The following is a 24,742-nucleotide window of genomic DNA, read 5'->3' as shown; positions in this document are numbered from 1 at the left end:
TCCTTTTAAAAACCATAATTCTTCACAATAGATGTTATAGCCCAACGGTTAAGTGCCTTATGGGTACAGATAAACACCAACTAGAGGTCGAAAGAGAGAAAATGACCGAAGAATTTCACCGCATCCGCAGACTACCCCCTTACGTGTTTGAACATATCAATCCGATCAAGGCGGCGGCGCGAGCGGCGGGAACGGACATTATCGATCTTGGCATGGGCAACCCAGACCTGCCGACCCCGAAGCACATTGTTGAAAAACTGCAAGAAACGGTCGCCGATCCACGCACGCACCGTTACTCGTCGTCTCAAGGCATTCCTGGCCTGCGCAAGGCCCAAGCGTCCTATTATGGGCGTCGGTTTGGCGTGAAACTGGATCCAGACACACAGGTTGTCGCAACGCTCGGGTCAAAAGAGGGCTTTGCCAATATGGCGTCCGCGATCACGGCGCCGGGTGATGTGGTGCTGGTGCCAAACCCAACCTATCCAATTCACTCATTTGGCTTCATCATGTCCGGTGGCGTTGTGCGCTCCATGCCAGCGGAGCCGAACGAACATTTCTTTGAAGCATTGGATCGTTCGGTGCGGCATTCAATTCCAAAGCCGATCGCTTTGATTTTGAATTATCCGTCTAACCCAACAGCATATGTTGCGGATTTGGATTTCTATAAGCGCGTGGTGGACTATTGCCGCAAGCATGAGATCTTTATTCTGTCGGACCTCGCTTATTCCGAAATCTATTTTGACGACACGCCACCGCCTTCAATTCTTGAAGTGCTCGGCGCTATGGATATCGCCGTTGAATTCACATCCATGTCCAAAACATTCTCGATGCCGGGCTGGCGTATGGGCTTTGCAGTAGGCAACGAACGTCTGATCAAAGCGCTCAAACGCGTAAAATCCTACTTGGACTATGGCGCATTTACGCCGATTCAAGTTGCAGCCGCTGCTGCCCTCAACGGACCAGACGATTGTGTATCGGAAGTGCGTGACATCTATCAACATCGACGCGATGTATTGGTCGAAAGCTTTGGACGGGCAGGGTGGGACGTAACGCCGCCGCCAGCGACTATGTTCGCTTGGACACCAATTCCAGATCAATTTGCCCATATGGGTTCGCTTGAATTTGCCAAAATGTTGATCAAGGAAGCGGACGTTGCCGTTGCGCCCGGGCTTGGCTTTGGGGAATATGGCGATAATTACGTGCGCATCGCCCTCGTTGAAAACGAACAACGCATTCGCCAAGCCGCCCGCAACATCAAAAAGTTCATGTCAGAACATGGCGGTCGCGGCGACAATGTCGTGAAAATGAGCAAGTAAGCTCACATTTTTATCACAAATTTCCTAGGGCTCATCCATAGGTGGGCGCCTTTTTTGTTTCAATCCTACACAATTTAGCGCGCGACTGTTGACGAATAGGACTTTTCCTATTCTATAGGTTTCTCAACAACAAGAGCGTGAAGTTCATGACCGAATTAAACCAGTTTCGTGACCGCGTAGAACGGTTTATGGAGCGACATGACTGGACCGCGACCCGCTTTGGCCGGGATTTAGCATCCGACCCACAATTTGTATTTAACCTTCGTGAAGGGCGCGAGCCACGCGCTGAAACAAGAAACAAGATTATTGATATGATCAAATCCATTGAAAAACAATCGACGAATTCTGGTGCGCCAATCCGTATTGGCGTTGCAGGTGTTGGAACTGTTGGTGCTGCTCTTGTTTCAATTTTGCAAAATCAACAAGATGATGTGCAAAAGCGTTTTGGCCGCGAAATCGAAGTAACCGCCGTTTGCGCTCGATCCCGTTCACGCGACCGTGGCGTCGATATGAGCAAAGTCGAGTGGTTTGATGATCCGGTCGCGTTGGCAAAATCCGATTCCATCGATCTATATGTCGAACTGATGGGCGGCGAAGACGGCCCGGCGCTGGCCAGTATTCGTGCCGCACTTGAAGCAGGCATTCCGGTTGTGACGGCAAATAAGGCGCTGATCGCAAAGCACGGCGTTGAAATTGCTCGGCTGGCGGAAAAACACAACACGTCTTTCAATTTTGAAGCAGCAGTTGCTGGCGGCATTCCAGTCATCAAAACCTTGCGTGAAGGTTTGGGACTTGCTCGCGTGCAGCGCGTTTATGGCATCATGAATGGCACCTGCAATTACATCCTCACGCGCATGTCGAACGAAGAAATTTCGTTTGCGGCTTGCCTGAAGGATGCGCAAGAACTGGGTTATGCGGAAGCAGATCCTACATTCGACGTTGAAGGCTTTGACACTGCTCACAAACTGGCAATTCTCACAAGCCTTTGTTTTGGCGTTGAAATTGCTGCTGATGAAATGTTTGTTGAAGGCATTACCCGGATTGATCAAGCCGATATCAAGGTAGCGGATGACCTCGGTTTTAACATCAAGCTGCTGGGTGTGGCACAACGCACTTCGGACGGCATTGAGCAGCGTGTTCACCCAACATTGATTCCAAAGACATCAACAATTGCCGGCATTGATGGCGTGCTAAACGCTGTCGCGCTCGAAACCAATCATGTGCAGGAACTGCTGATGGCAGGTCCCGGTGCAGGTGGCGAAGCAACAGCGGCATCTGTGTTGGCTGACATTTTTGACAGTGCACGCGGCACGCATGTGCCGCCGCTTGGCATGCCGGTCGATGAATTGGCTCCCTATCACAAAGCGCGTATGCGTGCCCATGAAGGCGGGTACTTTATACGACTAAATGCTAGGGACATTCCTGGCGCACTTGCTGCTATAGCGTCGCGCATGGGTGAAAGTGATATTTCGCTGGAAAGCGTCATCCAACGGCCGGATCTCGTTGTTAGCAATCCTGAGGCAGGGGATGTGGCGACAAGAACTGTGGTGTTGATCACGCAAGAGACCATGGAGCAATCTGTGCGTCAAACCCTTGACCAAGTGGCACAAGACGGATTTATCGTCGGCAAACCACAGGTTATTCGAATTGAACGGTTCTAGGCCAGCTCGGCCTAAAGCCACCAAATATTGGTTTTGAGCGAACAATTACGAGGCGTCGAAAATGGCAACCACTGCAAAATCTGCAAAGGGCGAAACAGCAATTGTTGATCGCAATTTAACACTTGAGATTGTACGGGTCACAGAAAATGCAGCCATTGCGGCGGCTGAATGGCGCGGCAAAGGCGATGAAAAATCCGCTGACCGCGCGGCCGTTGAAGCTATGCGCGACGAACTTCGCAAAGTGACCATCGATGGTCGCGTTGTCATTGGTGAAGGCGAGCGCGACGAAGCGCCAATGTTATTCATTGGTGAAGAAGTTGGCATCGGCGAAGGCGCAAAAGTCGATATCGCCGTTGACCCACTTGAGGGCACTACGTTGTGCGCCAAAAACCAACATGATTCATTGGCCGTGCTGGCCATGGCCGAACGGGGCGGGCTTTTGCACGCGCCGGACGTTTACATGGACAAAATTGCGGTTGGTCCGGGCTATGAGCCTGGCATTGTGCAAATTGACCGCTCAATTACTGAAAACGTAAATGCGTTGGCCAAAGCACGTGGCGTAAGTGCCGCGGAAATCACGGTCTGCGTGCTGGATCGCCCAAGACATGGCAAAATCATCGATGAATTGCGCGAAATGGGTGCGTCAATCAAACTGATCAACGACGGCGACATTGCTGGCGTCATTCACACCACCGACCGCGAAGAAACTGGTATCGACCTTTATGTCGGCACCGGCGGCGCACCAGAAGGCGTGCTCGCAGCCGCAGCCTTGCGTTGCGTTGGTGGCCAGATGCAGGGTCGCTTGGTGCTTGATACTGCTGAAAAGCGCGAACGCGCAGCACGTTTGGGTATTGAAGACCCTGACCGCATCTACAACGTAACCGATCTCGCTTCAGGCGATGTACTATTCGCCGCAACCGGCGTCACTGATGGGTCTATGTTGGATGGCGTGAAAATTCGGCCAAACCATTTCGAAACATCAACAATCGTGATGCGTTCTTGGTCAAAAACGGTGCGTTGGATCAACGCTCGCCATTTGCGCGATAACTAGGCCAGTTTTGAAATTAGAATTTTAGAAAAGGCAGCCAAGTTGGCTGCCTTTTCTTTGTGCGCTTCTTACGATTTTGGGTTAAACCGAATACGAAAGATTTCCGTGCCCTTCGGCGCGTTGCTCATAAGCTGATCAATATCAGCACTCCAAGGGCGCAGCGATAGCGAAAAGCCCGCAAACTTTTGCTCCGGGCTGTCTGCACGAAGTTGCAACTCAAATATTGGCGCGCTGGGCAACACGGCTTCATTGGAGATAATGACCGCATAGTCGCTTTCCGTGTTTAGCGCGATCACTTCGTCCATAGAGTCAAACAGATGCCCGTCGGTGAACGCTTGCAACGCAGCGTCGCGGTTGGGCTTAAGTTTGATAAATCGTGGATCATCGAGAAAATTCTGACGGGCCTGCACTGTTGGCCAAGTTGCAAAAGCGCCGGTGGTTGGCTGAATGCCTTCCAAATTTGTGGCCACAACACTGAATGATGCAGCTTGTCCAGAATCGTGTTCCATCATCGCCGGGCGAACCTCTGGGAAGTATTCTCCATACATCCAAGCCTGCTTGTCTTCCACAACGTGACCAACGGCCCACTCTAGGTGACGGTCTGCGTTCAATACCATTTCTGTAGTCATTTTATCTCTCCATTTTTGTGATGGAGCCGTTATAGGTGGTTCAAAAATGGTTGGAAATTGCGAAATTTGCAGGTATACGGTGCAAAAATGGACCATCAAATTCAAGGCACCAACATTTTTTAGGAGCGCGAAAATGTCAGAACTGGATTGGGACGATATACGCGTTTTTCTAGCGCTCTTTCGCGGGCGGTCCGTTCGCCAAGCAGCTTCAGAGCTGGAAATGAGCCATTCTACGGTGTCGCGCCATCTTACCGAGCTGGAAACGAGCTTGGGCGCTGTGCTCTTTACGCGCTCGCGAGATGGCTTATTGGCAACCAGCATGGCAACGCAGATTTTGGATAAAGCGGAAAGGGTCGAAAAAGAAGTTATCGGCCTTAAGCGCACAGCACTGAGCTTAGATTCTGCGATGTCGGGAAAAGTGCGCATCACGTGCCCACCATTGCTTTCCCAAATCATGATCATGCCGTTGCTTGTAGAATTCGCCAGTATTTATCTAGGTATTCAGATTTCGGTGACCTCTAGCAATTCAATTGACGACCTTATGCGGGGCGAAGTTGATGTGGCTCTTCGCTCGCAATATGAACCCAATGAAAACCTAGTCGGCAGGCGATTGCCTGATTTCACAGACTTTGCCTATGCCTCACCAAAATATATCGAAGCACATTGGTTTGATGGTGATCGCACAAATGCAACGTGGCTTGGGTGGGGCGGTCCGGACCAAGAAACAGGCTGGGTAAAGAGCACGCCGTTTCCTGACGCCAAAGTTTGGCATGATATTCCGGATATTATGGACAAAGCCCAAGCTGCCGCGGCTGGTTTGGGTATGGCGGTATTGCCTTGTTATTATGCAGACAAATTGCCGGGATTGGCCAGAATTCCGAATACAGGCCCAATCTCAACCCGACCCCTTTGGGTGTTAACGCACCCTGATTTGCGCAGCTCAACTAGGATTAAAGCGCTCACAAGATTTTTGGTCACTTCAATTGCCAAGCAAGAAGCTCAGATAACAGGCATACCTTCCGGCTAACCCATTTCATGGGCCGCGGACATGGTGTTGAGAAATTTTTTCTCGACGAAAAGCCTATATATCGTTAGCACTTGACCTATGTTGCAGCGAAATAAGAATTTTCTTGGGGTCGAAAAGTCTGTCTCTGGTCGCCAGTGGCTGGATCGGTTGGACGAAAAGTCTGTTCGTCTTGCGACCGCAATGTCCCAACAATTCGAAGTTAGTGAAATCGTGGCCCGCATTTTAGCCGGGCGTGGTGTCGTACTGGAAGAGACTGAACAGTTTCTTACCCCAACATTGCGCGATTTGATGCCAGATCCCAACCTTTTGACAGGCATGGAGCCGCTTGTCGATCGATTGGTTCAAGCTGTTCAAAACAATGAGCAAATCGCTCTGTTTGGCGATTATGATGTTGATGGGGCCACATCAGTGGCATTGGCAACACGCTATTTTAGCGGCGTTGGCCTCGATCCCCTAATTTACATTCCGGATCGGATTTTCGAAGGCTATGGACCCAACAATGGGGCGATTGATCAGCTTATTGATGACGGTGCGAACCTCATCATCACGCTGGACTGTGGCACCACAAGCCATGGGCCGATTGATCATGCCAAAGAGCGGGGCGCCGACATATTGGTCATCGATCACCATATGGTTGATGGCGAGTTGCCAAATGCGGATGCATTGGTGAATCCAAATCGACCAGACGATGTTTCTGGGTTGGGCCATCTATGCGCCGCAGGCGTTACATTTATGGTGTTGGTGGCCCTAAACCGCAAACTGCGCGAAGCTGGTGTCTCCCCACTGCCTGATTTGATGGGTATGACGGATTTGGTGGCGCTCGGCACAGTATGTGATGTCGTGCCGCTTAAGGGCCTCAACAGGGCCTTCGTGCAGCGTGGCATCGACGCCATGCGCAAAGGTTCAAACATTGGCATTGGCGCGCTGGCGATGGCGGCACGCGTCTCTGGGCCGCTCAATCCCTATCACCTTGGCTATGTCATCGGCCCGCGCATCAATGCAGGTGGGCGCATTGGCGACGCCAGCATAGGCGCTAAACTGCTATCCACCAGCGACGAACATGACGCCATGCATATGGCAGCGCAGCTTGATCAGTTGAATGCCGAGCGGCAAAAAATTGAAAAACAGGCCGTCGATGAAGCGGTGGCTGTTGCAGATGCAGAAATCGGCGACGGTGAGGGGCCGCCGGTTCTCGTGATGGCCTCCCCAGACTGGCATCAGGGCGTCGTTGGTCTTGTCGCCGCTCGCCTAAAAGAACGTTTCAATCGGCCAGCATTTGCCATTTCCCAACGGCCAGACGGCAGCGGCACCGGGTCGGGCCGCTCCATTCCTGGTGTTGATCTAGGCGCCGCTGTACTTGAAGCAGTGGCAGAAGGCATCATCACCAAAGGCGGTGGCCATGCCATGGCGGCAGGTATCTCCATAGGATCAGGCGAAATTGGCACATTTCGATCATTCCTAAGCGAGAAATTGATCAATTCAGTTGACGAGGCGCAACAGGATAGCGGCATCAAGATCGATGCGGCATTAACCGCACGCGGCGCGACCATCGATTTTATGCATGCCATTGAAAAAGCGGGACCATTTGGCGCAGGGAACGCAGGTCCAGTCTTCGCACTACCCGCACACCGAGTCACTTTTTCCGACATTGTTGGCGTCGGCGGCCATGTGAAAGTCAGCCTTATTTCCCAAGATCGTGCACGTCTCAATGGGATTGCTTTTCGCGCTGCAGATACGGCACTCGGTCAGTTTTTGCTGGAAGCAAGAAATTCTGATCCGATCCATGTGGTTGGCACGTTATCTATAAACCATTGGCAAGGCCGCGAAGAGGTTCAGCTTAGAATTATTGATGCTGCACCAGCTGGTTAGTCATTCTCAAAGCAGGAACCAAAATTAACGCTAAATCTATGGCCTACAAAATGGGGTTGCGTCAAAAAAATGCCTCGTTAAACTTATATTTGTAAATTTGGGAGGCCTGTGCGCACGACATTTGAAACGAATCTTGTATTTTGTTGCGAGAAATCAGTGATTTAATGTCGTTTACTTGCCAGGTTTATAAAATGAGTGACTTTGTTTTAGACCGTGCGAAAAATACCCCAACTTTGTCTGCCAGACTGATGTCGGCAATTGTTGGGTTTATCGGCAAACGTTCTGTTGGCCGGATCAAAATTGGGCATTTAAAGATCATATTACCCTCGGGCAAAAGCATGTCTTTGGGGGATAAATCCTTTGAAGGCCCGCAAGCTACGCTGAAGCTGAATAACTTCAACGTCATATGGGAAGCGGCTCAGCGCGGCACGGTTGGGTTTGCCGCTGCTTATATGAACGAGGATATCGAGTGCGATGACTTAGTAAAACTATTCTCGTTTTTCTTGCTCAATCGCGACCAATTGGTTGGCTCAAAACCCAACTTCTTCAAGCGTGCTGCCCACGACATGGCCTATCACATGTCACGGCAAAACACGAAAGAGGGCTCAAAGAAGAATATTTCCGAACACTATGATCTTGGGAATGACTTTTATTCCCTCTGGCTAGATCCAACTATGATCTATTCGTCGGCATATTATATTGATGAAAATCAAACACTTACCGAGGCGCAATGGGCCAAAAATCACCTTGTGGCCGATATGGCTGGTGTGAAGAAGGGTCATTCTATCCTCGAAATTGGTTGCGGCTGGGGCGCGTTTGCAGAAACCGCCACTAAAGATTATGGGGCAACGCTTAAGGGGATTACTCTTTCCACCGAACAGCTCAAATATGCCAAAGAGCGTATGAAAATCAAAGGCTTGTCGGAACGCGCTGAATTGGTGATCGAGGATTATCGCGACACGGTCGGCGAATTTGACCATATTTGCTCAATCGAAATGATCGAAGCTGTTGGTGAAGAACATTGGCCTGCCTATTTCAAAACGGTGCATGATCGATTGAAACCGAACGGAACCGCAGCAATTCAAGCCATTACGATCAATGAAGCTGACTTCGAACATTACCGAAAACATGTCGATTTTATTCAACGCTATATTTTCCCCGGCGGTATGTTGCTAACGGAAAAAGCCATGAAAGATCAAGGTGATGCGGTTGGTTTGAAATTGGAACGTCAGGAGCTGTTTGGCCTATCTTACGCCAAGACCCTGCGTATATGGCGCGAGCAGTTCCTTGCAGCTTGGCCTGAAATCGAGGAGCTCGGGTTTGATGATGTTTTCAAGCGTCGATGGATTTATTATCTGTGTTATTGCGAAGCTGGATTTGCTGAAAAAATGATTGATGTCGGTGTTTATCAATATTCGAGGATTGACTAGGGTATAGTCCTGTTCGGACGCGAGGATAAGTTGCTGGAACTTGACCCGCTTTGTTGCGGTTGGTTCCGGTTTAGTCCGCATTTAGTGCCGACACCGTCCCAAACCCAAAATACTTAAAGATTTCGCTTCTTTTGCAGATCGCTTTGGTGCCTTTGCATTCTTTTTTGAAATTGCTGCTGTTCCCATTTTGGGCCCAATAGGTTCAAAAATCCGATCACAGCGAGGAAGTGCATGGCGATGGCAAATGCCCATGGCCCGATTGCCCACACCACCCACCAAATGCCTGGTGTAAGCCATGCGTTAAACGCAATAAGACAGGGCACAACGATGATGAAGACAATTACATGTCGATAGAACTCTTTGAGGTTCTTTACATAATTTATAGTTTCGGCCTCGAAATAGGATTTTAGTTCCGCGTCGTTTTCAACTTCGCTTGTGTCGGCTAATTGAGGTTGCACTGCTTGCTCCTTTATCAAGTCTGCCACATTCGTTTCGAAAACCGATGCAAGGCATTTTAACGATTCAAGATTTGCGGTGCGGCCACTTTCAATGCGTTGAACAGTTCGTGTGCTCAGGCCCGAAACTTCGGCCAATTGTTCTTGTGTCCAACCTTTGGCCAATCGCCTTTGGGTAATGCTCATGATCAATTCTCGTTTTGTGATATCGATTGATTATTGAATGACTGGCGATATGGACACGTCATTTGCCCGACAGATGCACGACACAGGTCCGACAGTAGGTATGACGGTTAGATTTTCGCCCGGTTCGCAATAAATCGCATCAGGCGATTATATATGGGATAGGGCAAGCATGCCATCAAGCGCATTGGCCAAATCAATCGGCGCGGGAAGGCGATCGCGAAACGCTTGGGATGGCGCAATCCATCCCAAATTCGCTCGACTGCTTTTTCCACCGGCATAAGAAACGGCATTGGAAACTGATTTCTTTGGGTCAGAGGCGTGTCGACAAATCCAGGTAAGATCAGCTGCACATTAATATCGAAGGCGGCGTTATCGATTTTTAGGCTTTGCGCTAAATGGTGCAGAGCAGCTTTTGCGACCCCATAGCTCATCGTTCCCGGTAGGGCACGAAATCCAACGGGTGAGCCCATCACTGCAATATGCCCAGATTTGCGGGCGCGCATTTGATTGAGAATTGGTTCGAGTGTCGCGGTACAACCCAGCAGACCAACCTTAAGCGCGTCGTCAACCTTATTGTGCATTCCGTCCTGATTGCCCGCACTTACCGCGCAAAACACATATAGGTCGATCGGATTTTCGCGTTCCGCCAATGTTTGTGCCGCCAATTGGCAGGCATTGTGGTCGCTGACATCCAATGGCAATGTTGAGATCGAAGGGTGCCGGGCGGCAACTTGATCCAATTTTTCAGCGCGCCGAGCTGAAATCACAACGTCAAACCCCGCGTCGGCCAAACGCACCGCCAAGGCCTCGCCTAAACCTGAACTGGCGCCGATTACCCAAGCGGATTTGCGTTGGTCAGCATCCATCAGTCCGCCTTAACCAAGTTGGTTGGGCGCGGTGTGTAGTTGGTGCCGAGATATAGTTCATATTTCAGCAAGGGATAGCCCAGACGCTCAACCATCATCTCGCCGATCTTTTCTAACTTCTCAAACCGTTGCTGTGTTTCTCCCATACTCCCAAACTCGTCTTGCAGAACAAGCGCTGTGCCACCATCAAATGCTTCTCGGTCTTCCCAAATGTCAAACTGGGTCGGGCGACCCTCAATAGCCGTTACATTGGTCCGGCGCATGGCGAATGAAAGCTGGGAAGCTGATTGGAACCGTGTTGCGGCCACAAATGTGGGTTGATGTTCTTGTTCTGCTTTTTGAACAAATTGCGCGATCTCATCCCAGCCATAAACCGTTGCCGCCTCAATGTCGCGCTGTCCCAACAAGTTAGCGATGGGGGCAACGGTGTAATTGACACTGACAAGCGTGATGAGCACGAGGCCGAACCAAATATGCGCAAGGGCAAGCCAACGCTTCATGGCAAGCACCGGCAGCATAACCAACATCAAGATGTAAGAAAGATCGCTCCAATACCAAAGGGTAAAGGAGAAGAAGGCGATGAACATAAACGTGCCGGTCGACATGACGGTCACCATCCGTGCCAACCAAATCCCCACACCATAAAAATCGCTACTTGTTTTTTGGCGAAACAATCTGATGAAAGGTGGCACCAAGAACGGACCAAACAGCACAATGGTGACCAACACGAAATTGAAAAAACTGTCTGAATTAAAGGCCGAAAGCCAATCTGAGCCATGTCTGTCGTTCAGGTGGAAGCCGAAGGATGCAAAGGACCGATTATAGTTCCAATAAAGCGTTGGCACTTGCATGATGACAGTGAGGAGGCCAGCCAGATAGATATGTGGGCGCGCTAACATTTGCCGCAATTTGGGGTGGCCAATGACCAAAAGCGCAATGGCGAGCCCCATGAAAACGGCGCTATATTTTGTGAGCCCCGCGAGCCCCAGCATGAAGGCGCCAGCATAGAGCTGATGCAAACTGCCAGATTTTGAAGCGGCTTCGTCGCCTAAATAGCAAGTAAAGAAATACATCGCCCCAAGTGAGACGAAAATGAGCAGGTGGTCGTGATACACCAAGGTCGACCAAACAAACAGCGTCGGCGAGGTGGCGACCATCAATGCGATGAACAGGAAGCCTTTTCGATGATTGTATGGCACCACGCGTTCAGCATACAGCCACAAGAACCAGAGCGAGCCAATTGCGGTGAGCACCGAAGCGATGCGTAACCCGAACAAGGACGTGCCAAACACCAAGTCCGTGAGGCCGAGCAACCAGCCTGCAAGCCCGGGATGATCAAAATATGAAAGCGCAGGGTTCTGCCCCCAAAGCCAATAATAGGCCTCATCGCCTAAGGGGTGCATGGTGAAACTGGTGATCAGTTTAACCGCTAAAAGATACAGCAGCACCGAAACCATGAACTTGTTTGAAAAAGGAATTTGCACATTGAGTGCTGGTTCCTTAGTTCTTTCTGTCGCGGTCATACGCGTCCCTTAATCGTCGCCAATATCTAGTCAAATGCTATACTAGCTGACTGCTATAATTGGTTTAGGCGATAAGGGCCAGAACTGTTTAGCGTTCGATTGTACCGGTACGTCTTATCTTTTTTTGCAACAGCAATACCGAATACATGAGTGCTTCAGCAGTTGGCGGGCAACCCGGTACATAGATGTCGACTGGCACCAAACGGTCAACACCGCGCACGACGGAATATGAATAATGGTAATAGCCGCCGCCGTTTGCGCAAGATCCCATGGAAATGACATAACGCGGCTCAGGCATCTGATCATAAATTTTGCGCAAAGCGGGAGCCATTTTATTGGTCACTGTACCAGCGACAATCATCAGGTCCGCTTGCCGTGGCGTGCCGGGAAATGCCATGCCCAACCGCTCAAAATCGTAACGAGGGGTCAAGAACTGCATCATTTCCACAGCACAACACGCAAGACCAAAACTTAGCAAGTGCAATGAGCCAGTACGGGCCCAATTGATCAATTTGGAGGAGGAGGTTACCAAATATCCCTTGTCTGCAAGCTGGTCAGAAAATAGGTTCCAATCTTCGTTGGCTTGAGTTTGGGATTGAGCTTGATTTGAAAGCGCCGGCGCATCAGAAATGTTCATGTCGTGGTTCCACAGTTTGCGTGTAACCACAATTTCGGTTTTAGCGAAAATAATATAGAATGAATGCGACATGGTCGGGCGTGGTTAGAAATCTAAATGTCTAAAACCGATAAATTAAAAGCCAAAGCCGAACTGCTTTGGCCCAAAGGCGAAATAGCCGCTTGTTTGCCAACTGGCGTGGTGCGCGACACGCGCGGTGCAAACCTTTGTTTTAGTGATCGTTTTAACAATTTTTCGACGTCACCCTATTGCGCGATCTCTTGGATCATAGAAGGGGATTGTCGTGTCGCTATGGATGCGGGAACAGATCCTAACCTTTGGCCACCGTTGCCACAAGTTGTGGTGAGTGGACCGACAGATCAGCCAACAATTTCGTGGAACGAAGGCGATGTTTATGCCGTTACGCTGGCGTTTTTGCCGGACGCATGGTTTGCGCTCACCGGAATTGATGTGTCGCTAATTGCAAATAACTATATTGATGCGGCCGATATTTTGCCCCCGGAACTATTGCCGATAATGGATGCGTTTACCGCGCAAGGCGATGCTCAGGTTGAATTTGAAAAATTGCAAACGATCCTAAATCCGATATGGAGCCGCAGGCGTCCTAGCCATGCGGTCATCCCCAATGGGTTGCTAGATTGGATGCATCAGGGTCTTATGCAGGTGGCAACAAGTGGGGTTGGACGCAGTACGCGGCAAATTCAACGCAGAATCAAACATTGGACGGGATTAACGCAGCGCGAGCTTCAGGCCCATGCACGTGGTGAGCAGCTATATAAAAGTTTCATCAACGCGCGCGAAAAGGATGGCTTTAGCTTCTCCCAAATCGCCGCTGAAAACGGCTATTCGGATCAATCACATTTGGGCAGAGACGTGAAACGGATCACTGGTATGTCGCCAAAACAGCTAAATGAAGTGATCGATCAAGAAGAGCGGTTCTGGTATTTTCGCTTGCTCTACGAGTTTTATGGCTAATCACCGGACTGCCCCGCCTGCAGTTAGCGAATAAAATCTTCGCCAAGATAGAAATCAACTTTATTGATCAAAATGTCATTTCGTTTGAACTCGACGCTGGTCAGATATGTGAATGAGTTGAACCGCTCCGCCGTCTCATCCAAATCACCAAATCGGTCATGCAACACAATCGCATCTTCATGTGCCGCTAGGCTTTTTCGATCAATGAAAGTGAAGTGAGTCGGGCGAGGTGAAAGATCGTACACGTCCGTGCTGCCAAGCTCATGCGCGAGTTGTCCAGCGGTTGAGTAATGGGTCGTAGCGACCGCAATGTCAGGATAAGCCTGTTGTAAACGCGTTGTCTCTTCGCCAAACTCTTTCCACCCATAAACCCGTGCAACTTCAACGCTCTCCCCGCCCATCAAAATTTCAAGCGGAGCGTACGCGTAGTTTACTGTCGCATAGACAATAAAAATGCTGCCCAAAAAGAAATGAATAGCTAGCAGCCAAACATTGCGTACCAGCATGGGCAAAAAGGGCAGCATTAGCGCATAGGCAATAGAACTCCAGTACCAATGTACCGTGCCCCGCGTAGCCAATGCTGTGAAGGTGATCAGTGAAAGTGCAATCGTAAGCCTTGCCACCCAAATTGCCATTTGGCCGAACTCATCCAGATTTTTTGCACGGACAAATATGGTAATAAGCGGGATGATCAATATTGGCCCAAAATATATGATCGTTGAAAGCGTAAATCGGGTGAACGTATTTGCGTTAAAGGTAGAAAAGAGCGGCTGGTCATATCGGTCCACCAAATGCAGTTCAAACGAAGCAAATTGGTTTTGAATGTTCCACAGCAGAACTGGCGCGAGCATGGCCACGCACAATAGGCCTGCAAGGTAAATATGAGGGCGCTGGAGCAGGGCGCGTAGTTTGGGGTGTCCCAAGACCAATAGTGCAACGCCAACGCCCATAAAGGCCGCATTATATTTTGCTAGCGCTGCCAACCCTAACAGAGTTGCTGCCAAATAGAGTGGGGCAACGGGTGTGTTTTTGTCTTTTGAGAAGGCGCTGAAATAGTCACTAAAGGCATATGCAGCTGTTAGCCCTAGGAAAATCAGCAAATGGTCGTTGTAAACTATCGATGTCCACGCAAACAGCGTCGGGGACGCCAAGAACGCGGCAACTGTGATCAGGAATGATTGTGTTGCTCGATTTGGATAAAGGCGCTGGGCGAAAAGCCAATAGACATAAAGGATGCCGGCAAAGCTGATAAAGGTGGGAATGCGCATGCCAAACACATTATTGCCGAACAATTGACTTGTTAGGCCAATAATCCAAGCATTTAGCGGTGGATGGTCAAAATAGGACAAGGCAAATTGTTGGCCCCAGACCCAATAATAGGCTTCGTCGGCCGCAACGATGGTGATGGCGCTGAAAACGAACTTGGCAAACAAGAACAATGCGACAATCGTCAACAACGGTATATAGCGCCGCTCTAGCGCAAAAAAGTTAGGCCAACGCACGGGCACTCATCCTTAAACTTCGCACCCAATTGCTTCGGGTCGATATGGCCTAGCAGATTTTTGTCGTTGTACGCTAGAATTTGATGAATTTCGCGCACAAAAAAACCGGCCATAAAGGCCGGCTTTTGTTTCGCCCAACTAAGAAAAGTTGGTGCGCCCTACGGGACTCGAACCCGTGTTTCCGCCGTGAAAGGGCAGCGTCCTAGACCACTAGACGAAGGGCGCTAGCGAACTGTGAGGACCGTATATTTGCCTCTGACGAAAGACGCAAGAGGCAATTTCACTTTTTTGTATTTTTTTCCAAAAAATGCTGATTTTTCAATCAAATTTGTGAAATTTGGCATTAGCAGCCCTTAAACAAAACAGGCTGGCGATATCCACGCGGACGTCCTCTAATGTCCACATGAACGAATTTTCGACCTGGATAACAACCAAGGCCACCCACTTCGCCAGTCTTCTTCAAATATGCGATCAGTTTGGATTTTGAAACACCGGGAACAAAGATATCCGCTGCCATACATTTTTGGTGATATGAGCCCCATGCGCCGCCAACCTTCCAATTGTGGAACGGATTGCGATAGCCGGAAGTGACGACTGGCTCCTTGCCGAATTTCATCCTGACTTTCCACAAAACAAAGCGCAGCTTGGGCAACAAGCAGAACGTCTGCACTTTGGAATGTTCAACATAAACGCCATATTTCTTCTTGTAGCTCTTGCCACCGCTTGAAAGCCCGCCAAGCGAGGCACAACCAGTAAGAATTGAAAAGCTTATGAGAAGGGCGATGCAAAGGCGCATGTAATGCTCGAATGTTCTAGGAAAACGAGCTGTTAATATAGACCGGCGATGCCTAATCGCCGGTCAATAAGGATAGTTAAGATTTTATCTTTTTGCTTAAATCCCCAATTACCATTCGCCAATATTTGGCATGGATGTCCATGGCTCTTTCGGCGCTAAATCGCCTTCCTGCAGGATCTCAATGGATATATTGTCTGGAGAACGAACAAATGCCATATGGCCGTCGCGCGGGGGGCGGTTAATGGTGTAGCCCATATCCATTAAATGTTGGCAAGTGGCATAAATATCTTGGACGCGGTAGGCGAGGTGACCAAAGTTTCGGCCGCCATCATAACCTTTTTCATCCCAATTGTGGGTCAATTCAATTTCGTTTTTCTCTTCACCGGGAGGCGCAAGGAAAATCAGCGTGAACCGGCCTTTTTCATTGTCAAAACGCCTTGTTTCCTTCAAACCAAGCCCTTCGCAATAAAAGCGCAAGCTTTCGTCGACGTCAGAAATTCGGACCATTGTGTGCAAGTATTTCATACTGATTCCTCGTTAATTGGTTCGACCATTTAATAACACAGTTGGGAGTCCAGCAATCGAGATGTTTGAATGTGTAAAACATTGTCTCGATATGTGTTTGATGTAATGGCGTTTTTGTCCATTTAGTACGTCAATTCCCTCATGCGCTTTTTCTAGTGGTTAACAATTTCTAATTATTTGCTTAACAAATAGCTCTGAATCGGACAAACTTGGATATTAGTAAAGTGTAACCTGCTTGTGGTGGGGCAGGCGAGACAAAGGGACATCGCGATTATGGGGGCCAAAATCACAGCCGATATGGACAGCGAAGCTGAATTTGACAACAAATCTTCTTCTGCGGCCGATCTAAGCGAAGGTGTAAACGACCCTTCTGTGGACGTGATCGAAATTGCTGGTTCAATTAAATGGTTCGATGTTGGCAAAGGGTTCGGCTTTATCGTACCCGACAATGGCATGCCCGATGTATTGGTTCATGTAACATGTCTGCGCAGAGATGGCTTCAAAACGGCATATGAAGGTTCCCGCATCGTTGTAGAGGCCTTGGATCGACCTGGTGGCCTGCAAGCGTTCAAAATTCTATCAATGGATGATTCTACTGCAAAACACCCTGCGCAAATGGCTGCGCCAAACACCCATGTGGTGGTTGAGCCAACTTCAAAACTGGAGCGTTTGCAAGTTAAGTGGTTTAACCGACTTCGCGGATTTGGATTTCTGTCCGCCGGCGAGGGACATCCAGATATTTTCATCCATATGGAAACACTTCGTCGTTTCGGCTTAGCGGAATTACGCCCGGGCCAATTTGTTCTCGCCAGATATGGCGATGGCCCTAAGGGCTTAATGGTTGCAGAAATTCGCCCTGAAGGATGGGGTGACGCACCGTCATCGCACTAAGTCGGATGATACAATCTTTCACCAAACAGTTGGCGCACGTTTTGTGCGCCTTTTTTCTGGCCATCGGCCTATCTGCATGCGTAGCAGGTGAAAATCAGTTGACCGTTGTTACCAAAAACGGCGAGCACAAATTTTCTATAGAGCTTGTAGACACAGATGAAACCCGCGCAAAGGGGCTAATGTTCAGAACCAGCTTGGCGCCGGATGTAGGCATGCTGTTTGATTTTGTCGAACCGCGCCCCGTCGCATTTTGGATGCGTAACACACTCATTCCATTGGATATGATTTTCATCTCGGCGTCTGGAGAAGTGGTCAACATTCACGCAAATGCAATCCCGCATGATCGAACTTCAATTCCCTCCGATGGTCCTGTTCGCTTTGTTTTCGAGATCGCCGGGGGACGGGCAGAGGAAATCGGGTTGAGCGCCGGTGACCGGATCATTCATCCAAGGGTTGAAACTTCAAACTAAAACGTGACACGCATTCAACTCGAAGAATTTAGACTAGGCAGGGGTGAGCAATTCATCCTATCTTGATTTTTCAGCCCAGAAATTTAGCCCGTTTTCGCGAGCCTTTTTGGTGTGAATTGATCATTGTCCACGACAATTAACGTCTCAAGTATCGAGAATAATCTAGCAGCAACCACCATGTTGCTGATCTCCATTTTGTGAATAAATCTAGCCTTATGCACATCAACCGTTCGTGGGCTTATGCCAAGTTCCTTGCCGATTTTGACGGCAGTGAGCCCTTGTATGACCTTTTCAAAAACTTCGAACTCGCGATTGGTGATTTGTTCTAGATTTCGCGCGAAAGCAAGAAGCTCGCGGGTTTCAGGTAGCGTGTTCGCACGAATTTTGCTGTTCATTGTATAATAATTTCGGATGCAGCTCGCGACTGTCGAAAAGTTCGGCGACTGCTCTGTGGCCGCAGTTATGGTCTCACTCCCAGATTCATTCATTTCATTACCTGTTGGTCAAGAAAAGTCGTTCCCCGATCGGCAATGTGCTTCTTTCCATATGAAAATGCACTTCCCCTATTTGGGGGTATGCCGGCCCTAGATGGCCCCAAGGCGAATTGCTGTCACGACTGCGTGGAGTTTGTTGACGCCTTGCAGTTTTCTTTGGCAGTTTTGGAGGTAGCTCTTCACTGAGTGGTCGGAGATGCCGAGTATTTGCGCCGTCTCCCAAACGGATTTTCCCTCTGCAGCCCATTGTAAAACCTCAACTTCTCGGTTCGACAATTGGACTTCTTCAACGGTGGGTTGGCACAATTGTAGGATCTTGGCGTGAAACTGATGCGCAAACAGGACCAAGTGCGGCAAGATCTTGAGCCGGTGCTGCTCCCATTTGCCGTTCGGCATGTTTACATTTGCGGACATCGCACAGCATTCGCCGTCCGGGCCATGGATTGGAACTGTCATCCCCTGATTGCCCAATCCGTGTTCTAACGATTCGGAAAAGAAACGAACAACATTGGGCGCGGTGAACCGCTCTACATCCCAATCAAACGGAGTTTGCTTTTGGGTGGCTTCACTTATGACCGGGTCTAACTCATAGTAGCGGCGATGTAGATAAAGGTGTTGCCATTCTTCGCTATAAGTTGTGATGGCGTCAAAAGTCAGCCGGTCACCCAACCCGCCGCGATGAATTATCCCGTAGGTTAGGTGATCAATATGCCAATCTCGAGCCTTCTGCCTGAACAATGGAATTGCATCCCGGCGGCTCGTTAGCTGAAAATTGCCCTCAATAAACTCGGCAGCTGAATGAACGTCCATCCAAATCATACATCCGAATACTGGAATTAGTGAAAATCAAGCATTACGATAGGGAAATTTGCTGAATGGTCGAGTCTCATTTGCATGATTTATGTAGTTAATGTGCGTTTTTTACGTTTTTGTTACAGTTTCGCGAACAAAGTTCGTGAGTTTGATGCGCCAAGGGCGCGTGAAATTGGCCGCTGGACGGATTTTCATTGCAAACGGGCATTGGCAATATTGCAAATTTTTGGGCCGCAATCACCCCAATTGACACAAGTTGTGGTTTTGATGGGTGTCTATCCGGCAACCATCGGGGCGAAATATGAACCCAGATAATAGGGCCAAACGATCAAGCCTAAGAGGCCTTTGAAGAAACTTAGTTTCAAATATCCGATCGTAAACAACCAGCCCACGAACCAGAGCATGCCAGCACCGCTATGTTGCGTCACGTTGATTTTGCGTTCCATAAATGTCTCCAATGTTTGAAATGTCATGATGACCTCAATCAACGCAAGGGCGCTGATCGAGGTCAAATTTTACATTTTTTTGACGAACTTTATGGCCAACAATAGAACGATGGCACCAATAGTGGCGTGTATGATTGAGGCAACAAGGCCGCTGCCGATCGTGACGCCCAAAATCGGCAACAAGAATCCGGCCACAAACGCACCAACAATGCCGACAACAATATTGCCGACTAAACCAAATCCAAAACCCTTAACAACAAGTCCCGCGAGCCAGCCAGCAACACCGCCAACAACCAAGAAAATCAAAATATCCATATGCGCCTCCAAATTATGATGCATTGAATATTGGGCGTCTTTGGCTAGAAATCAACCTTTTGGTGTGAATACGAGATCGTCACGCTGGCTGGCTGACGATCACATCCGAATGTTGGTCTGCAACAATACATGGTTCCGCCCACTTGTGGCATTGATCGCCAACGGACGTAGCGAAGCTTAGCCAAGGGCCGGAAAAATACCCTTAAGACCTGCACTTAGCATACCAACAGCGATCGCCATCAAGATCATACCCATAATACGAGAAACTACGGCCATACCGCTTTCGCCAAGGCGAGCAGCAACTGGTCCAGCAAACGAAAACAACATTCCTGTCAAAACGCAAATGACCAATATTGCGGCAGAGAGTTCGAGTTTAGCGACAATACCGGCATGGTGTTGAGCGGCGACCAACACTGTGGCCATCGTGCCTGGGCCGGCAATCAGCGGAATCGCCAATGGCACCACCGCAATTGATTCTTTTTCAGCCTTTGCAGGCTGTTCCGCTTCACTTGTTTTATGGCTATCATTGTTGAACAACATATTCAGCCCAATCAACAGAACAATCAAACCGCCAGCTGTTCGGATTTCGTCTACGGTAATTCCAAAAACAACCAAAAATTCACCGCCAGCCCACACAACGATTAGTAATGTTATTGCAGCAGCGATGGCGCAGGTGCGTGCGATCGCACGACTTTGTGCCGATGTTCGGTCGGCAGTCATGCCAGCAAATATGCCAGCGCCACCAATTGGATTCATCATTGAAAATAATGCAGCAAGAAAAGCGATGATTTCAGTCGTTGTCATTATGTAATTTCCGTTGCTAGAACTCGTTTCAATTTAAGGCTAGAAAGGCAAATCCAACAAACTGTTTCTCGGGAAATGAATTCAATCCAGAAACTACACCTGCACTTGAAGCTTAGTTGGTTGAGTTACGGACAGTAGTCATCACAAGCTTGTTGATCAGTTCCAAAACATAGGATTCGCTCTGTTTATGTCGGATATTTTTGAGGAATCGAAACATGATTCCCAAGTAATTTACCGGATTGGATTCGTTGTTTGTCCAAAGTCCTGCTCGAATGCTGGCCGCTGATCAGAACGCATAGCGGGTGTGTGGGAAATCGCATTACTTGGCGGGTGAGCTAGGTAAGTAGTTGTAAAATATATCAAATACATAAATTGTGTATTTCAATATTCGACGTCTTCTTGTACGTCAGGGTCTTCGCAAACTGGCGAAGTTATTGTCGTCAACCACTCGTTTACTAACCTGCCCTAATGTAATTGGCATACTTTATTTGGTCGCTGGCGAGTTTTAGCGACGTGCTACATGGTTCAATTGTTGGGATATGGGCAATATTTACTTCGAACGATCATATCGTTAGTAAATTGATTGAAAACAAACTTTTTGAATTTGCCAAAAAATTTGTTTTTTTAGGTTGCTGTTTCTTCGTCAAATGAATTTGTGGTTCTATTGATGGGGAATGATAAGAATATGTTTTCACGCATTAAAATCGTTCACAAGGTCCCAGGGCTGGTGATTGCTGCAACACTAATCGTCGGATTGGCGCTAGGTATTGTCGGGGTTGTAATTGGGTCAAATGTTGTCACACAGGCTGAGACCAAGAAGTTAGAAACTGCAGCCATTCATGTTGAGCGCGAACTTGAACGTTATTTACATGAAATCGAGGGCGACCTCGCTCTGCAGGCCAGTCATCCCTATACCATCGACGCAATAAAAGCATTTTCAACGGCATTCGATGAAGTCAGTGGCGATAAAGCCAAAACCCTTCAAAGCGCATACATCGATAAGAATCCAAATCCGTCAGGCAAAAAACATTTGCTTGATGCTGCGCCTGAAGACAATAGCTACAATCAAACCCACGCTGAATTTCACCCTGCATATCGTGGTCTACTTGAAGAGCGTGGCTATCATGACATTTTCATGTTCAACACCAACGGAGACCTCGTTTATAGCGTTTATAAAGAGCTGGACTTTGCCACCAATTTCAATTCTGGCGGCAAGTGGGCTGACACCGATCTTGGCAGTGCATTTCGTGCAGGCATGAAGCTTAATAATGGCGAGCAGGAATTCTTCGACTTCAAGCCTTTCCCACCAAGCCATGATGCCCCAGCGGCGTTCTTCTCGGCGCCCATATTTGACGGCAAAAAGCGGATTGGCGTATTGGCGCTTCAAATGCCAATCGATAACATCAATTACATAATGGGATCAAAAACGGGATTAGGCGCAACCGGCGAGACCATTCTTGTCGGTGCAGATCATAAATTGCGCAATGATTCCAGTTTCAGCGAAGAAAACGACATTTTGAAAACGTCGTATGATTCTAACATACTGGAACGAGCTTTTAAATCAGCCCATGTGGCAGGTGAAGAAACAGGTTATCGTGACATGACATCGCTTACCTACGCGGCTCAAGTTAAGTTTGACGGTGCAGATTGGGCAATCGTCGCGCTGCAGGACAAAAAAGAAGCGCTAAGTGCAATTGATTTTATGTCCATGATGATGTTGGGCATTGGCCTTGCGATTAGTACGGTGATTGCGCTGCTTGGTTTCCTATTTTCAAAAACGATCACCACGCCCATGGCAAAAATTTCCGAAGACATGTCGCGCATTTCTAGCAATGAGCTCGACTTGGTTGTTGAAAACCAAGACCGTTTGGACGAAGTGGGCGAGATGGCCCGCGCGGTTGAAGTGTTCCGCGAAAATGCCATCAAAGTCGAAAACATGACCAAGGAAGAAAAACTCGCTGCTGAGCGCCAAGCCAATCAACGTTCTGAAATTGTCGAAAGATTACGTAGTCAGATTGCTGAAACCGTTGAAGCTGCCATTAAGGGCGATTTTTCCAAGCGTTTGCAATGTCAGCGAGACGGTGATGAGTTTTCCGAAGTTGCTAAACAAATCAACGATCTGGTTGGTGTCGTCAATCGAGGTTTGACGGAGAATGGAAAAGTTCTTTCAGCCCTTGCACAACAGGACCTAAGTTATCGCGTTGAGGGCGGCTATCAGGGCGCTTTCCAACAACTTAAAGATGACACGAATGGTGTGGCTGACAAATTGAGCGAGATTGTTGGGAAACTGAATAAAACATCAGGAACATTAAAGTCTGCAACAGAAGAAATCCTGGAAGGCGCCAACGATTTAAGTGAACGTACGACCAAACAAGCAGCGGCGGTCGAAGAGACCTCGGCGACAATGGAACAGCTGTCAAACACCGTGATCGAAAGCGCAGACCAGGCCGACAGCGCCAGCAAGCAATCTGCGGAACTGGCCAAGACTGCCAAGGAAGCTGGCGACATCGTCGGCGATGCGACCGATGCAATGGGTCGAATTTCCACGTCTTCTGAGAAAATTTCCAATGTGATCGGCATGATCGATGACATTGCATTCCAGACAAATCTATTGGCGTTGAACGCGTCTGTGGAAGCCGCGCGTGCGGGTGAAGCAGGTAAGGGCTTTGCGGTTGTTGCTGTTGAAGTTCGACGCCTAGCGCAGTCAGCAGCAGAAGCTTCAAGCGAAGTTAAGCAACTGATTGAACAAAGCGCTTGCGAGGTTGAATCTGGGAACAAGTCCGTCGCCCTTACCGCTGAAAAGCTGGAAAGCATGATCAACGGCATCTTAGAAAACAGCACCATGATCAACGGATTGGCCTCTTCTAGCCGTGAACAAGCCTCTTCAATTGAAGAAGTCAATGCGGCGGTACGCCAAATGGATGAGATGACCCAGCATAATGCGGCGCTTGTTGAAGAAACCAATGCTGCAATCGAGCAAACGAACAATCAAGTTGTCGAACTCGATGGCATCATTGAAGTGTTTAAATTGGAGTTGACTCCAGAAGAGCTAATCCAGCAGCAACGGGAAAAGATGAAGCCCGTCGTCAAACACAATAGACGCGCAACCGACAAGATTGGTGGTAAGCCTATTCAGGATGCGCCTGAAGTCGAGGCGCCGTTAATGGATGAACACGCTGCCGTGGCTACGGGGTGATTGAATAGGATGGGGCAGTATCAGGAAATGGTGGATGCTTGAATGCAGACCGTGTGAATTCATGCTTGACGTTTGGGGTTGCCGCTACAGCAATTCATTGGGATTTTAGAATGCTTTGGTGATCCCGGCAGGACTCGAACCTGCAACCTGCTGATTAGAAGTCAGCTGCTCTATCCAGTTGAGCTACGGGACCAAACTAAACTAAACCACCGCCGTATATTCGGCAGCCAATTGGTATTGTGGTGAGATATACGCGGATATTAGTGTGTCCAGGGCGCTTTGCGATCCGATTTAAAGTTATCGGAGTAGGCGACCTTTTTCGGCGTTGAATCGTGTGGTTGTTGAACCACATATTCAAGTCCTTTGCGCTGGGCGTAGCTTTCGGCCTCTTCTTGGGTGTCAAATCTGAGTTTGATTTGCGCATTCATATCGGAAGAAGAGGTGTAGCCCATCAAGGGGTCAATTGAACGGGCGGCCTGAGGCTCAAATACCAACATCCAGTTTTTGGATTTTCCGCGACCAGATTGCATCGCGTTTTTTGCTGGGCGAAAGATTCTAGCTGTCATGAACCTATCCAATCATTGTTCCGTTGTGGTGATGGTCGGAGTAGCAAGATTCGAACTTGCGACCCCTGGTACCCAAAACCAGTGCTCTACCAGGCTGAGCTATACTCCGACATATCACAACGGATGTGATCACCGGGATGCGATGTACACATTCTTGTCGCATACTGCAAGTCATGATAGTTGTTCATTTCAAGAATATTGCATTTTTTTGTCTGGAACTCTAGTTGGCCGAACCCAAAAACACACATAATTCACCCCCAAAGGCCCGCATACTGGTAGGTTTCAGGTTCAAGCGAATAATA

General features: G+C 48.8%; 23 protein-coding genes, 3 tRNA genes and 1 pseudogene. 10 read left to right on the top strand and 17 right to left on the bottom strand.

The genetic code is table 11. The features are described 5' to 3' along the window. Positions 1-101 precede the first annotated feature (101 nt). The 3 genes from AC2D8L_RS05560 to glpX all read left to right on the top strand — a co-directional run bounded on the left by AC2D8L_RS05560 (position 102) and on the right by glpX (position 4,028). The gene (locus AC2D8L_RS05560; RefSeq protein ID WP_484684441.1) at positions 102-1,316 is read left to right on the top strand and encodes an LL-diaminopimelate aminotransferase; all 1,215 of its coding nucleotides are present in this window, start codon (positions 102-104) and stop codon (positions 1,314-1,316) included. Positions 1,317-1,627: 311 nt separating this feature from the next. Beyond that, a complete protein-coding gene (locus AC2D8L_RS05555) occupies positions 1,628-2,977 on the top strand; it encodes a homoserine dehydrogenase (RefSeq protein ID WP_484685155.1) in 1,350 nt (449 codons plus the stop codon). 61 nt (positions 2,978-3,038) lie between these two features. Continuing rightward, positions 3,039-4,028, top strand: coding sequence for a class II fructose-bisphosphatase (gene glpX, locus AC2D8L_RS05550; RefSeq protein WP_484684440.1), 990 nt, complete (start codon positions 3,039-3,041; stop codon positions 4,026-4,028). 65 nt (positions 4,029-4,093) lie between these two features. Here the strand turns inward: glpX and AC2D8L_RS05545 are convergent, their stop codons facing one another. Then, positions 4,094-4,654, bottom strand: coding sequence for a hypothetical protein (locus AC2D8L_RS05545; protein WP_484684439.1), 561 nt, complete (start codon positions 4,652-4,654; stop codon positions 4,094-4,096). Between the two features lie 133 nt (positions 4,655-4,787). On the opposite strand from AC2D8L_RS05545, the gene AC2D8L_RS05540 reads away from it, so the two are divergent. The 3 genes from AC2D8L_RS05540 (at position 4,788) to AC2D8L_RS05530 (ending at position 8,980) form a co-directional block, all read left to right on the top strand. Then, a complete protein-coding gene (locus AC2D8L_RS05540) occupies positions 4,788-5,681 on the top strand; it encodes a LysR family transcriptional regulator (protein ID WP_484684438.1) in 894 nt (297 codons plus the stop codon). Between the two features lie 78 nt (positions 5,682-5,759). Further along, on the top strand, positions 5,760-7,550 hold the full coding sequence (recJ, locus tag AC2D8L_RS05535) for a single-stranded-DNA-specific exonuclease RecJ (protein ID WP_484684437.1): 1,791 nt from the start codon (positions 5,760-5,762) through the stop codon (positions 7,548-7,550). A 191-nt stretch (positions 7,551-7,741) separates the two neighbouring features. Beyond that, a complete protein-coding gene (locus AC2D8L_RS05530; protein WP_484684436.1) occupies positions 7,742-8,980 on the top strand; it encodes a class I SAM-dependent methyltransferase in 1,239 nt (412 codons plus the stop codon). A gap of 113 nt (positions 8,981-9,093) precedes the next feature. Here AC2D8L_RS05530 and AC2D8L_RS05525 read toward each other — a convergent pair whose 3' ends face one another. From AC2D8L_RS05525 to AC2D8L_RS05510, 4 genes and pseudogenes are all read right to left on the bottom strand, one after another. Further along, complete coding sequence (locus AC2D8L_RS05525) at positions 9,094-9,621, bottom strand: 2TM domain-containing protein (protein ID WP_484684435.1); 528 nt, start codon at positions 9,619-9,621, stop codon at positions 9,094-9,096. 107 nt (positions 9,622-9,728) lie between these two features. After that, entirely contained in the window at positions 9,729-10,487 is a 759-nt protein-coding gene (locus AC2D8L_RS05520) for an SDR family NAD(P)-dependent oxidoreductase (protein WP_484684434.1), read from the bottom strand. Continuing rightward, the gene (locus tag AC2D8L_RS05515; protein WP_484684433.1) at positions 10,487-12,010 is read right to left on the bottom strand and encodes an ArnT family glycosyltransferase; all 1,524 of its coding nucleotides are present in this window, start codon (positions 12,008-12,010) and stop codon (positions 10,487-10,489) included. Before AC2D8L_RS05515 ends, AC2D8L_RS05520 begins: the two co-directional genes overlap by 1 nt. Before the next feature lie 88 nt (positions 12,011-12,098). Beyond that, positions 12,099-12,569 (bottom strand): annotated as a pseudogene (locus AC2D8L_RS05510) (NuoB/complex I 20 kDa subunit family protein); the annotation flags it as partial. 174 nt (positions 12,570-12,743) lie between these two features. On the opposite strand from AC2D8L_RS05510, the gene AC2D8L_RS05505 reads away from it, so the two are divergent. Continuing rightward, complete coding sequence (locus AC2D8L_RS05505) at positions 12,744-13,622, top strand: AraC family transcriptional regulator (protein WP_484684432.1); 879 nt, start codon at positions 12,744-12,746, stop codon at positions 13,620-13,622. Between the two features lie 23 nt (positions 13,623-13,645). Here AC2D8L_RS05505 and AC2D8L_RS05500 read toward each other — a convergent pair whose 3' ends face one another. From AC2D8L_RS05500 to AC2D8L_RS05485, 4 genes are all read right to left on the bottom strand, one after another. Further along, a complete protein-coding gene (locus AC2D8L_RS05500) occupies positions 13,646-15,124 on the bottom strand; it encodes an ArnT family glycosyltransferase (RefSeq protein ID WP_484684431.1) in 1,479 nt (492 codons plus the stop codon). A 149-nt stretch (positions 15,125-15,273) separates the two neighbouring features. Beyond that, a tRNA-Glu gene (locus tag AC2D8L_RS05495) sits at positions 15,274-15,349 on the bottom strand. 118 nt (positions 15,350-15,467) lie between these two features. Then, entirely contained in the window at positions 15,468-15,920 is a 453-nt protein-coding gene (locus AC2D8L_RS05490; RefSeq protein ID WP_484684430.1) for a YcbK family protein, read from the bottom strand. Positions 15,921-16,028: 108 nt separating this feature from the next. After that, positions 16,029-16,445, bottom strand: coding sequence for a VOC family protein (locus AC2D8L_RS05485; RefSeq protein WP_484684429.1), 417 nt, complete (start codon positions 16,443-16,445; stop codon positions 16,029-16,031). Positions 16,446-16,718: 273 nt separating this feature from the next. On the opposite strand from AC2D8L_RS05485, the gene AC2D8L_RS05480 reads away from it, so the two are divergent. Beyond that, positions 16,719-17,336: a cold-shock protein gene (locus AC2D8L_RS05480; RefSeq protein ID WP_484684428.1), complete on the top strand. Its 618-nt coding sequence runs from the start codon at positions 16,719-16,721 to the stop codon at positions 17,334-17,336. Between the two features lie 98 nt (positions 17,337-17,434). Next, complete coding sequence (locus AC2D8L_RS05475; protein ID WP_484684427.1) at positions 17,435-17,806, top strand: DUF192 domain-containing protein; 372 nt, start codon at positions 17,435-17,437, stop codon at positions 17,804-17,806. 83 nt (positions 17,807-17,889) lie between these two features. Here the strand turns inward: AC2D8L_RS05475 and AC2D8L_RS05470 are convergent, their stop codons facing one another. The 5 genes from AC2D8L_RS05470 to AC2D8L_RS05450 form a co-directional block, all read right to left on the bottom strand. Then, on the bottom strand, positions 17,890-18,201 hold the full coding sequence (locus tag AC2D8L_RS05470; protein WP_484684426.1) for a LuxR C-terminal-related transcriptional regulator: 312 nt from the start codon (positions 18,199-18,201) through the stop codon (positions 17,890-17,892). Between the two features lie 189 nt (positions 18,202-18,390). Further along, positions 18,391-19,110 (bottom strand): helix-turn-helix transcriptional regulator, encoded by a 720-nt coding sequence (locus tag AC2D8L_RS05465; protein WP_484684425.1) that lies wholly within the window; start codon positions 19,108-19,110, stop codon positions 18,391-18,393. A 278-nt stretch (positions 19,111-19,388) separates the two neighbouring features. Then, complete coding sequence (locus AC2D8L_RS05460; protein ID WP_484684424.1) at positions 19,389-19,586, bottom strand: hypothetical protein; 198 nt, start codon at positions 19,584-19,586, stop codon at positions 19,389-19,391. A gap of 42 nt (positions 19,587-19,628) precedes the next feature. Then, positions 19,629-19,874 carry a GlsB/YeaQ/YmgE family stress response membrane protein gene (locus tag AC2D8L_RS05455; RefSeq protein ID WP_484684423.1) on the bottom strand — a complete coding sequence of 82 codons (246 nt, stop codon included), beginning with the start codon at positions 19,872-19,874 and terminating at the stop codon, positions 19,629-19,631. Between the two features lie 177 nt (positions 19,875-20,051). Then, positions 20,052-20,678 (bottom strand): MarC family protein, encoded by a 627-nt coding sequence (locus tag AC2D8L_RS05450; RefSeq protein WP_484684422.1) that lies wholly within the window; start codon positions 20,676-20,678, stop codon positions 20,052-20,054. Between the two features lie 685 nt (positions 20,679-21,363). Between AC2D8L_RS05450 and AC2D8L_RS05445 the strand changes: the two genes are divergently transcribed. Next, positions 21,364-23,874, top strand: a complete 2,511-nt coding sequence (locus AC2D8L_RS05445; protein ID WP_484684421.1) for a methyl-accepting chemotaxis protein — start codon at positions 21,364-21,366, stop codon at positions 23,872-23,874. Positions 23,875-23,990: 116 nt separating this feature from the next. On the opposite strand, the gene AC2D8L_RS05440 is transcribed toward AC2D8L_RS05445, so the two are convergent. The 3 genes from AC2D8L_RS05440 to AC2D8L_RS05430 form a co-directional block, all read right to left on the bottom strand. Beyond that, positions 23,991-24,067 (bottom strand) — tRNA-Arg (locus AC2D8L_RS05440). A 67-nt stretch (positions 24,068-24,134) separates the two neighbouring features. Then, positions 24,135-24,440 carry an ETC complex I subunit gene (locus AC2D8L_RS05435; protein WP_484684420.1) on the bottom strand — a complete coding sequence of 102 codons (306 nt, stop codon included), beginning with the start codon at positions 24,438-24,440 and terminating at the stop codon, positions 24,135-24,137. A gap of 32 nt (positions 24,441-24,472) precedes the next feature. Continuing rightward, positions 24,473-24,549, bottom strand: a tRNA-Pro gene (locus tag AC2D8L_RS05430). Positions 24,550-24,742: the final 193 nt, after the last annotated feature.

The organism is Maritalea sp. YIW29, assembly GCF_057219265.1.
Note: the sequence above shows the minus strand (reverse complement) of the source record. Positions and strands in the feature narration are given on the sequence as shown.

What these genes read in the sequence shown, in the direction of transcription:
- AC2D8L_RS05560 (WP_484684441.1), top strand. Translation starts at nt 102, where the DNA reads ATGACCGAAGAATTTCACCGCATCCGCAGACTACCCCCTTACGTGTTT.
- AC2D8L_RS05555 (WP_484685155.1), top strand. Translation starts at nt 1,628, where the DNA reads ATGATCAAATCCATTGAAAAACAATCGACGAATTCTGGTGCGCCAATC.
- glpX (WP_484684440.1), top strand. Translation starts at nt 3,039, where the DNA reads ATGGCAACCACTGCAAAATCTGCAAAGGGCGAAACAGCAATTGTTGAT.
- AC2D8L_RS05545 (WP_484684439.1), bottom strand. Translation starts at nt 4,654, where the DNA reads ATGACTACAGAAATGGTATTGAACGCAGACCGTCACCTAGAGTGGGCC.
- AC2D8L_RS05540 (WP_484684438.1), top strand. Translation starts at nt 4,788, where the DNA reads ATGTCAGAACTGGATTGGGACGATATACGCGTTTTTCTAGCGCTCTTT.
- recJ (WP_484684437.1), top strand. Translation starts at nt 5,760, where the DNA reads ATGTTGCAGCGAAATAAGAATTTTCTTGGGGTCGAAAAGTCTGTCTCT.
- AC2D8L_RS05530 (WP_484684436.1), top strand. Translation starts at nt 7,742, where the DNA reads ATGAGTGACTTTGTTTTAGACCGTGCGAAAAATACCCCAACTTTGTCT.
- AC2D8L_RS05525 (WP_484684435.1), bottom strand. Translation starts at nt 9,621, where the DNA reads ATGAGCATTACCCAAAGGCGATTGGCCAAAGGTTGGACACAAGAACAA.
- AC2D8L_RS05520 (WP_484684434.1), bottom strand. Translation starts at nt 10,487, where the DNA reads ATGGATGCTGACCAACGCAAATCCGCTTGGGTAATCGGCGCCAGTTCA.
- AC2D8L_RS05515 (WP_484684433.1), bottom strand. Translation starts at nt 12,010, where the DNA reads ATGACCGCGACAGAAAGAACTAAGGAACCAGCACTCAATGTGCAAATT.
- AC2D8L_RS05505 (WP_484684432.1), top strand. Translation starts at nt 12,744, where the DNA reads ATGTCTAAAACCGATAAATTAAAAGCCAAAGCCGAACTGCTTTGGCCC.
- AC2D8L_RS05490 (WP_484684430.1), bottom strand. Translation starts at nt 15,920, where the DNA reads ATGCGCCTTTGCATCGCCCTTCTCATAAGCTTTTCAATTCTTACTGGT.
- AC2D8L_RS05485 (WP_484684429.1), bottom strand. Translation starts at nt 16,445, where the DNA reads ATGAAATACTTGCACACAATGGTCCGAATTTCTGACGTCGACGAAAGC.
- AC2D8L_RS05480 (WP_484684428.1), top strand. Translation starts at nt 16,719, where the DNA reads ATGGGGGCCAAAATCACAGCCGATATGGACAGCGAAGCTGAATTTGAC.
- AC2D8L_RS05470 (WP_484684426.1), bottom strand. Translation starts at nt 18,201, where the DNA reads ATGAACAGCAAAATTCGTGCGAACACGCTACCTGAAACCCGCGAGCTT.
- AC2D8L_RS05465 (WP_484684425.1), bottom strand. Translation starts at nt 19,110, where the DNA reads ATGGACGTTCATTCAGCTGCCGAGTTTATTGAGGGCAATTTTCAGCTA.
- AC2D8L_RS05460 (WP_484684424.1), bottom strand. Translation starts at nt 19,586, where the DNA reads ATGACATTTCAAACATTGGAGACATTTATGGAACGCAAAATCAACGTG.
- AC2D8L_RS05455 (WP_484684423.1), bottom strand. Translation starts at nt 19,874, where the DNA reads ATGGATATTTTGATTTTCTTGGTTGTTGGCGGTGTTGCTGGCTGGCTC.
- AC2D8L_RS05450 (WP_484684422.1), bottom strand. Translation starts at nt 20,678, where the DNA reads ATGACAACGACTGAAATCATCGCTTTTCTTGCTGCATTATTTTCAATG.
- AC2D8L_RS05445 (WP_484684421.1), top strand. Translation starts at nt 21,364, where the DNA reads ATGTTTTCACGCATTAAAATCGTTCACAAGGTCCCAGGGCTGGTGATT.
- AC2D8L_RS05435 (WP_484684420.1), bottom strand. Translation starts at nt 24,440, where the DNA reads ATGACAGCTAGAATCTTTCGCCCAGCAAAAAACGCGATGCAATCTGGT.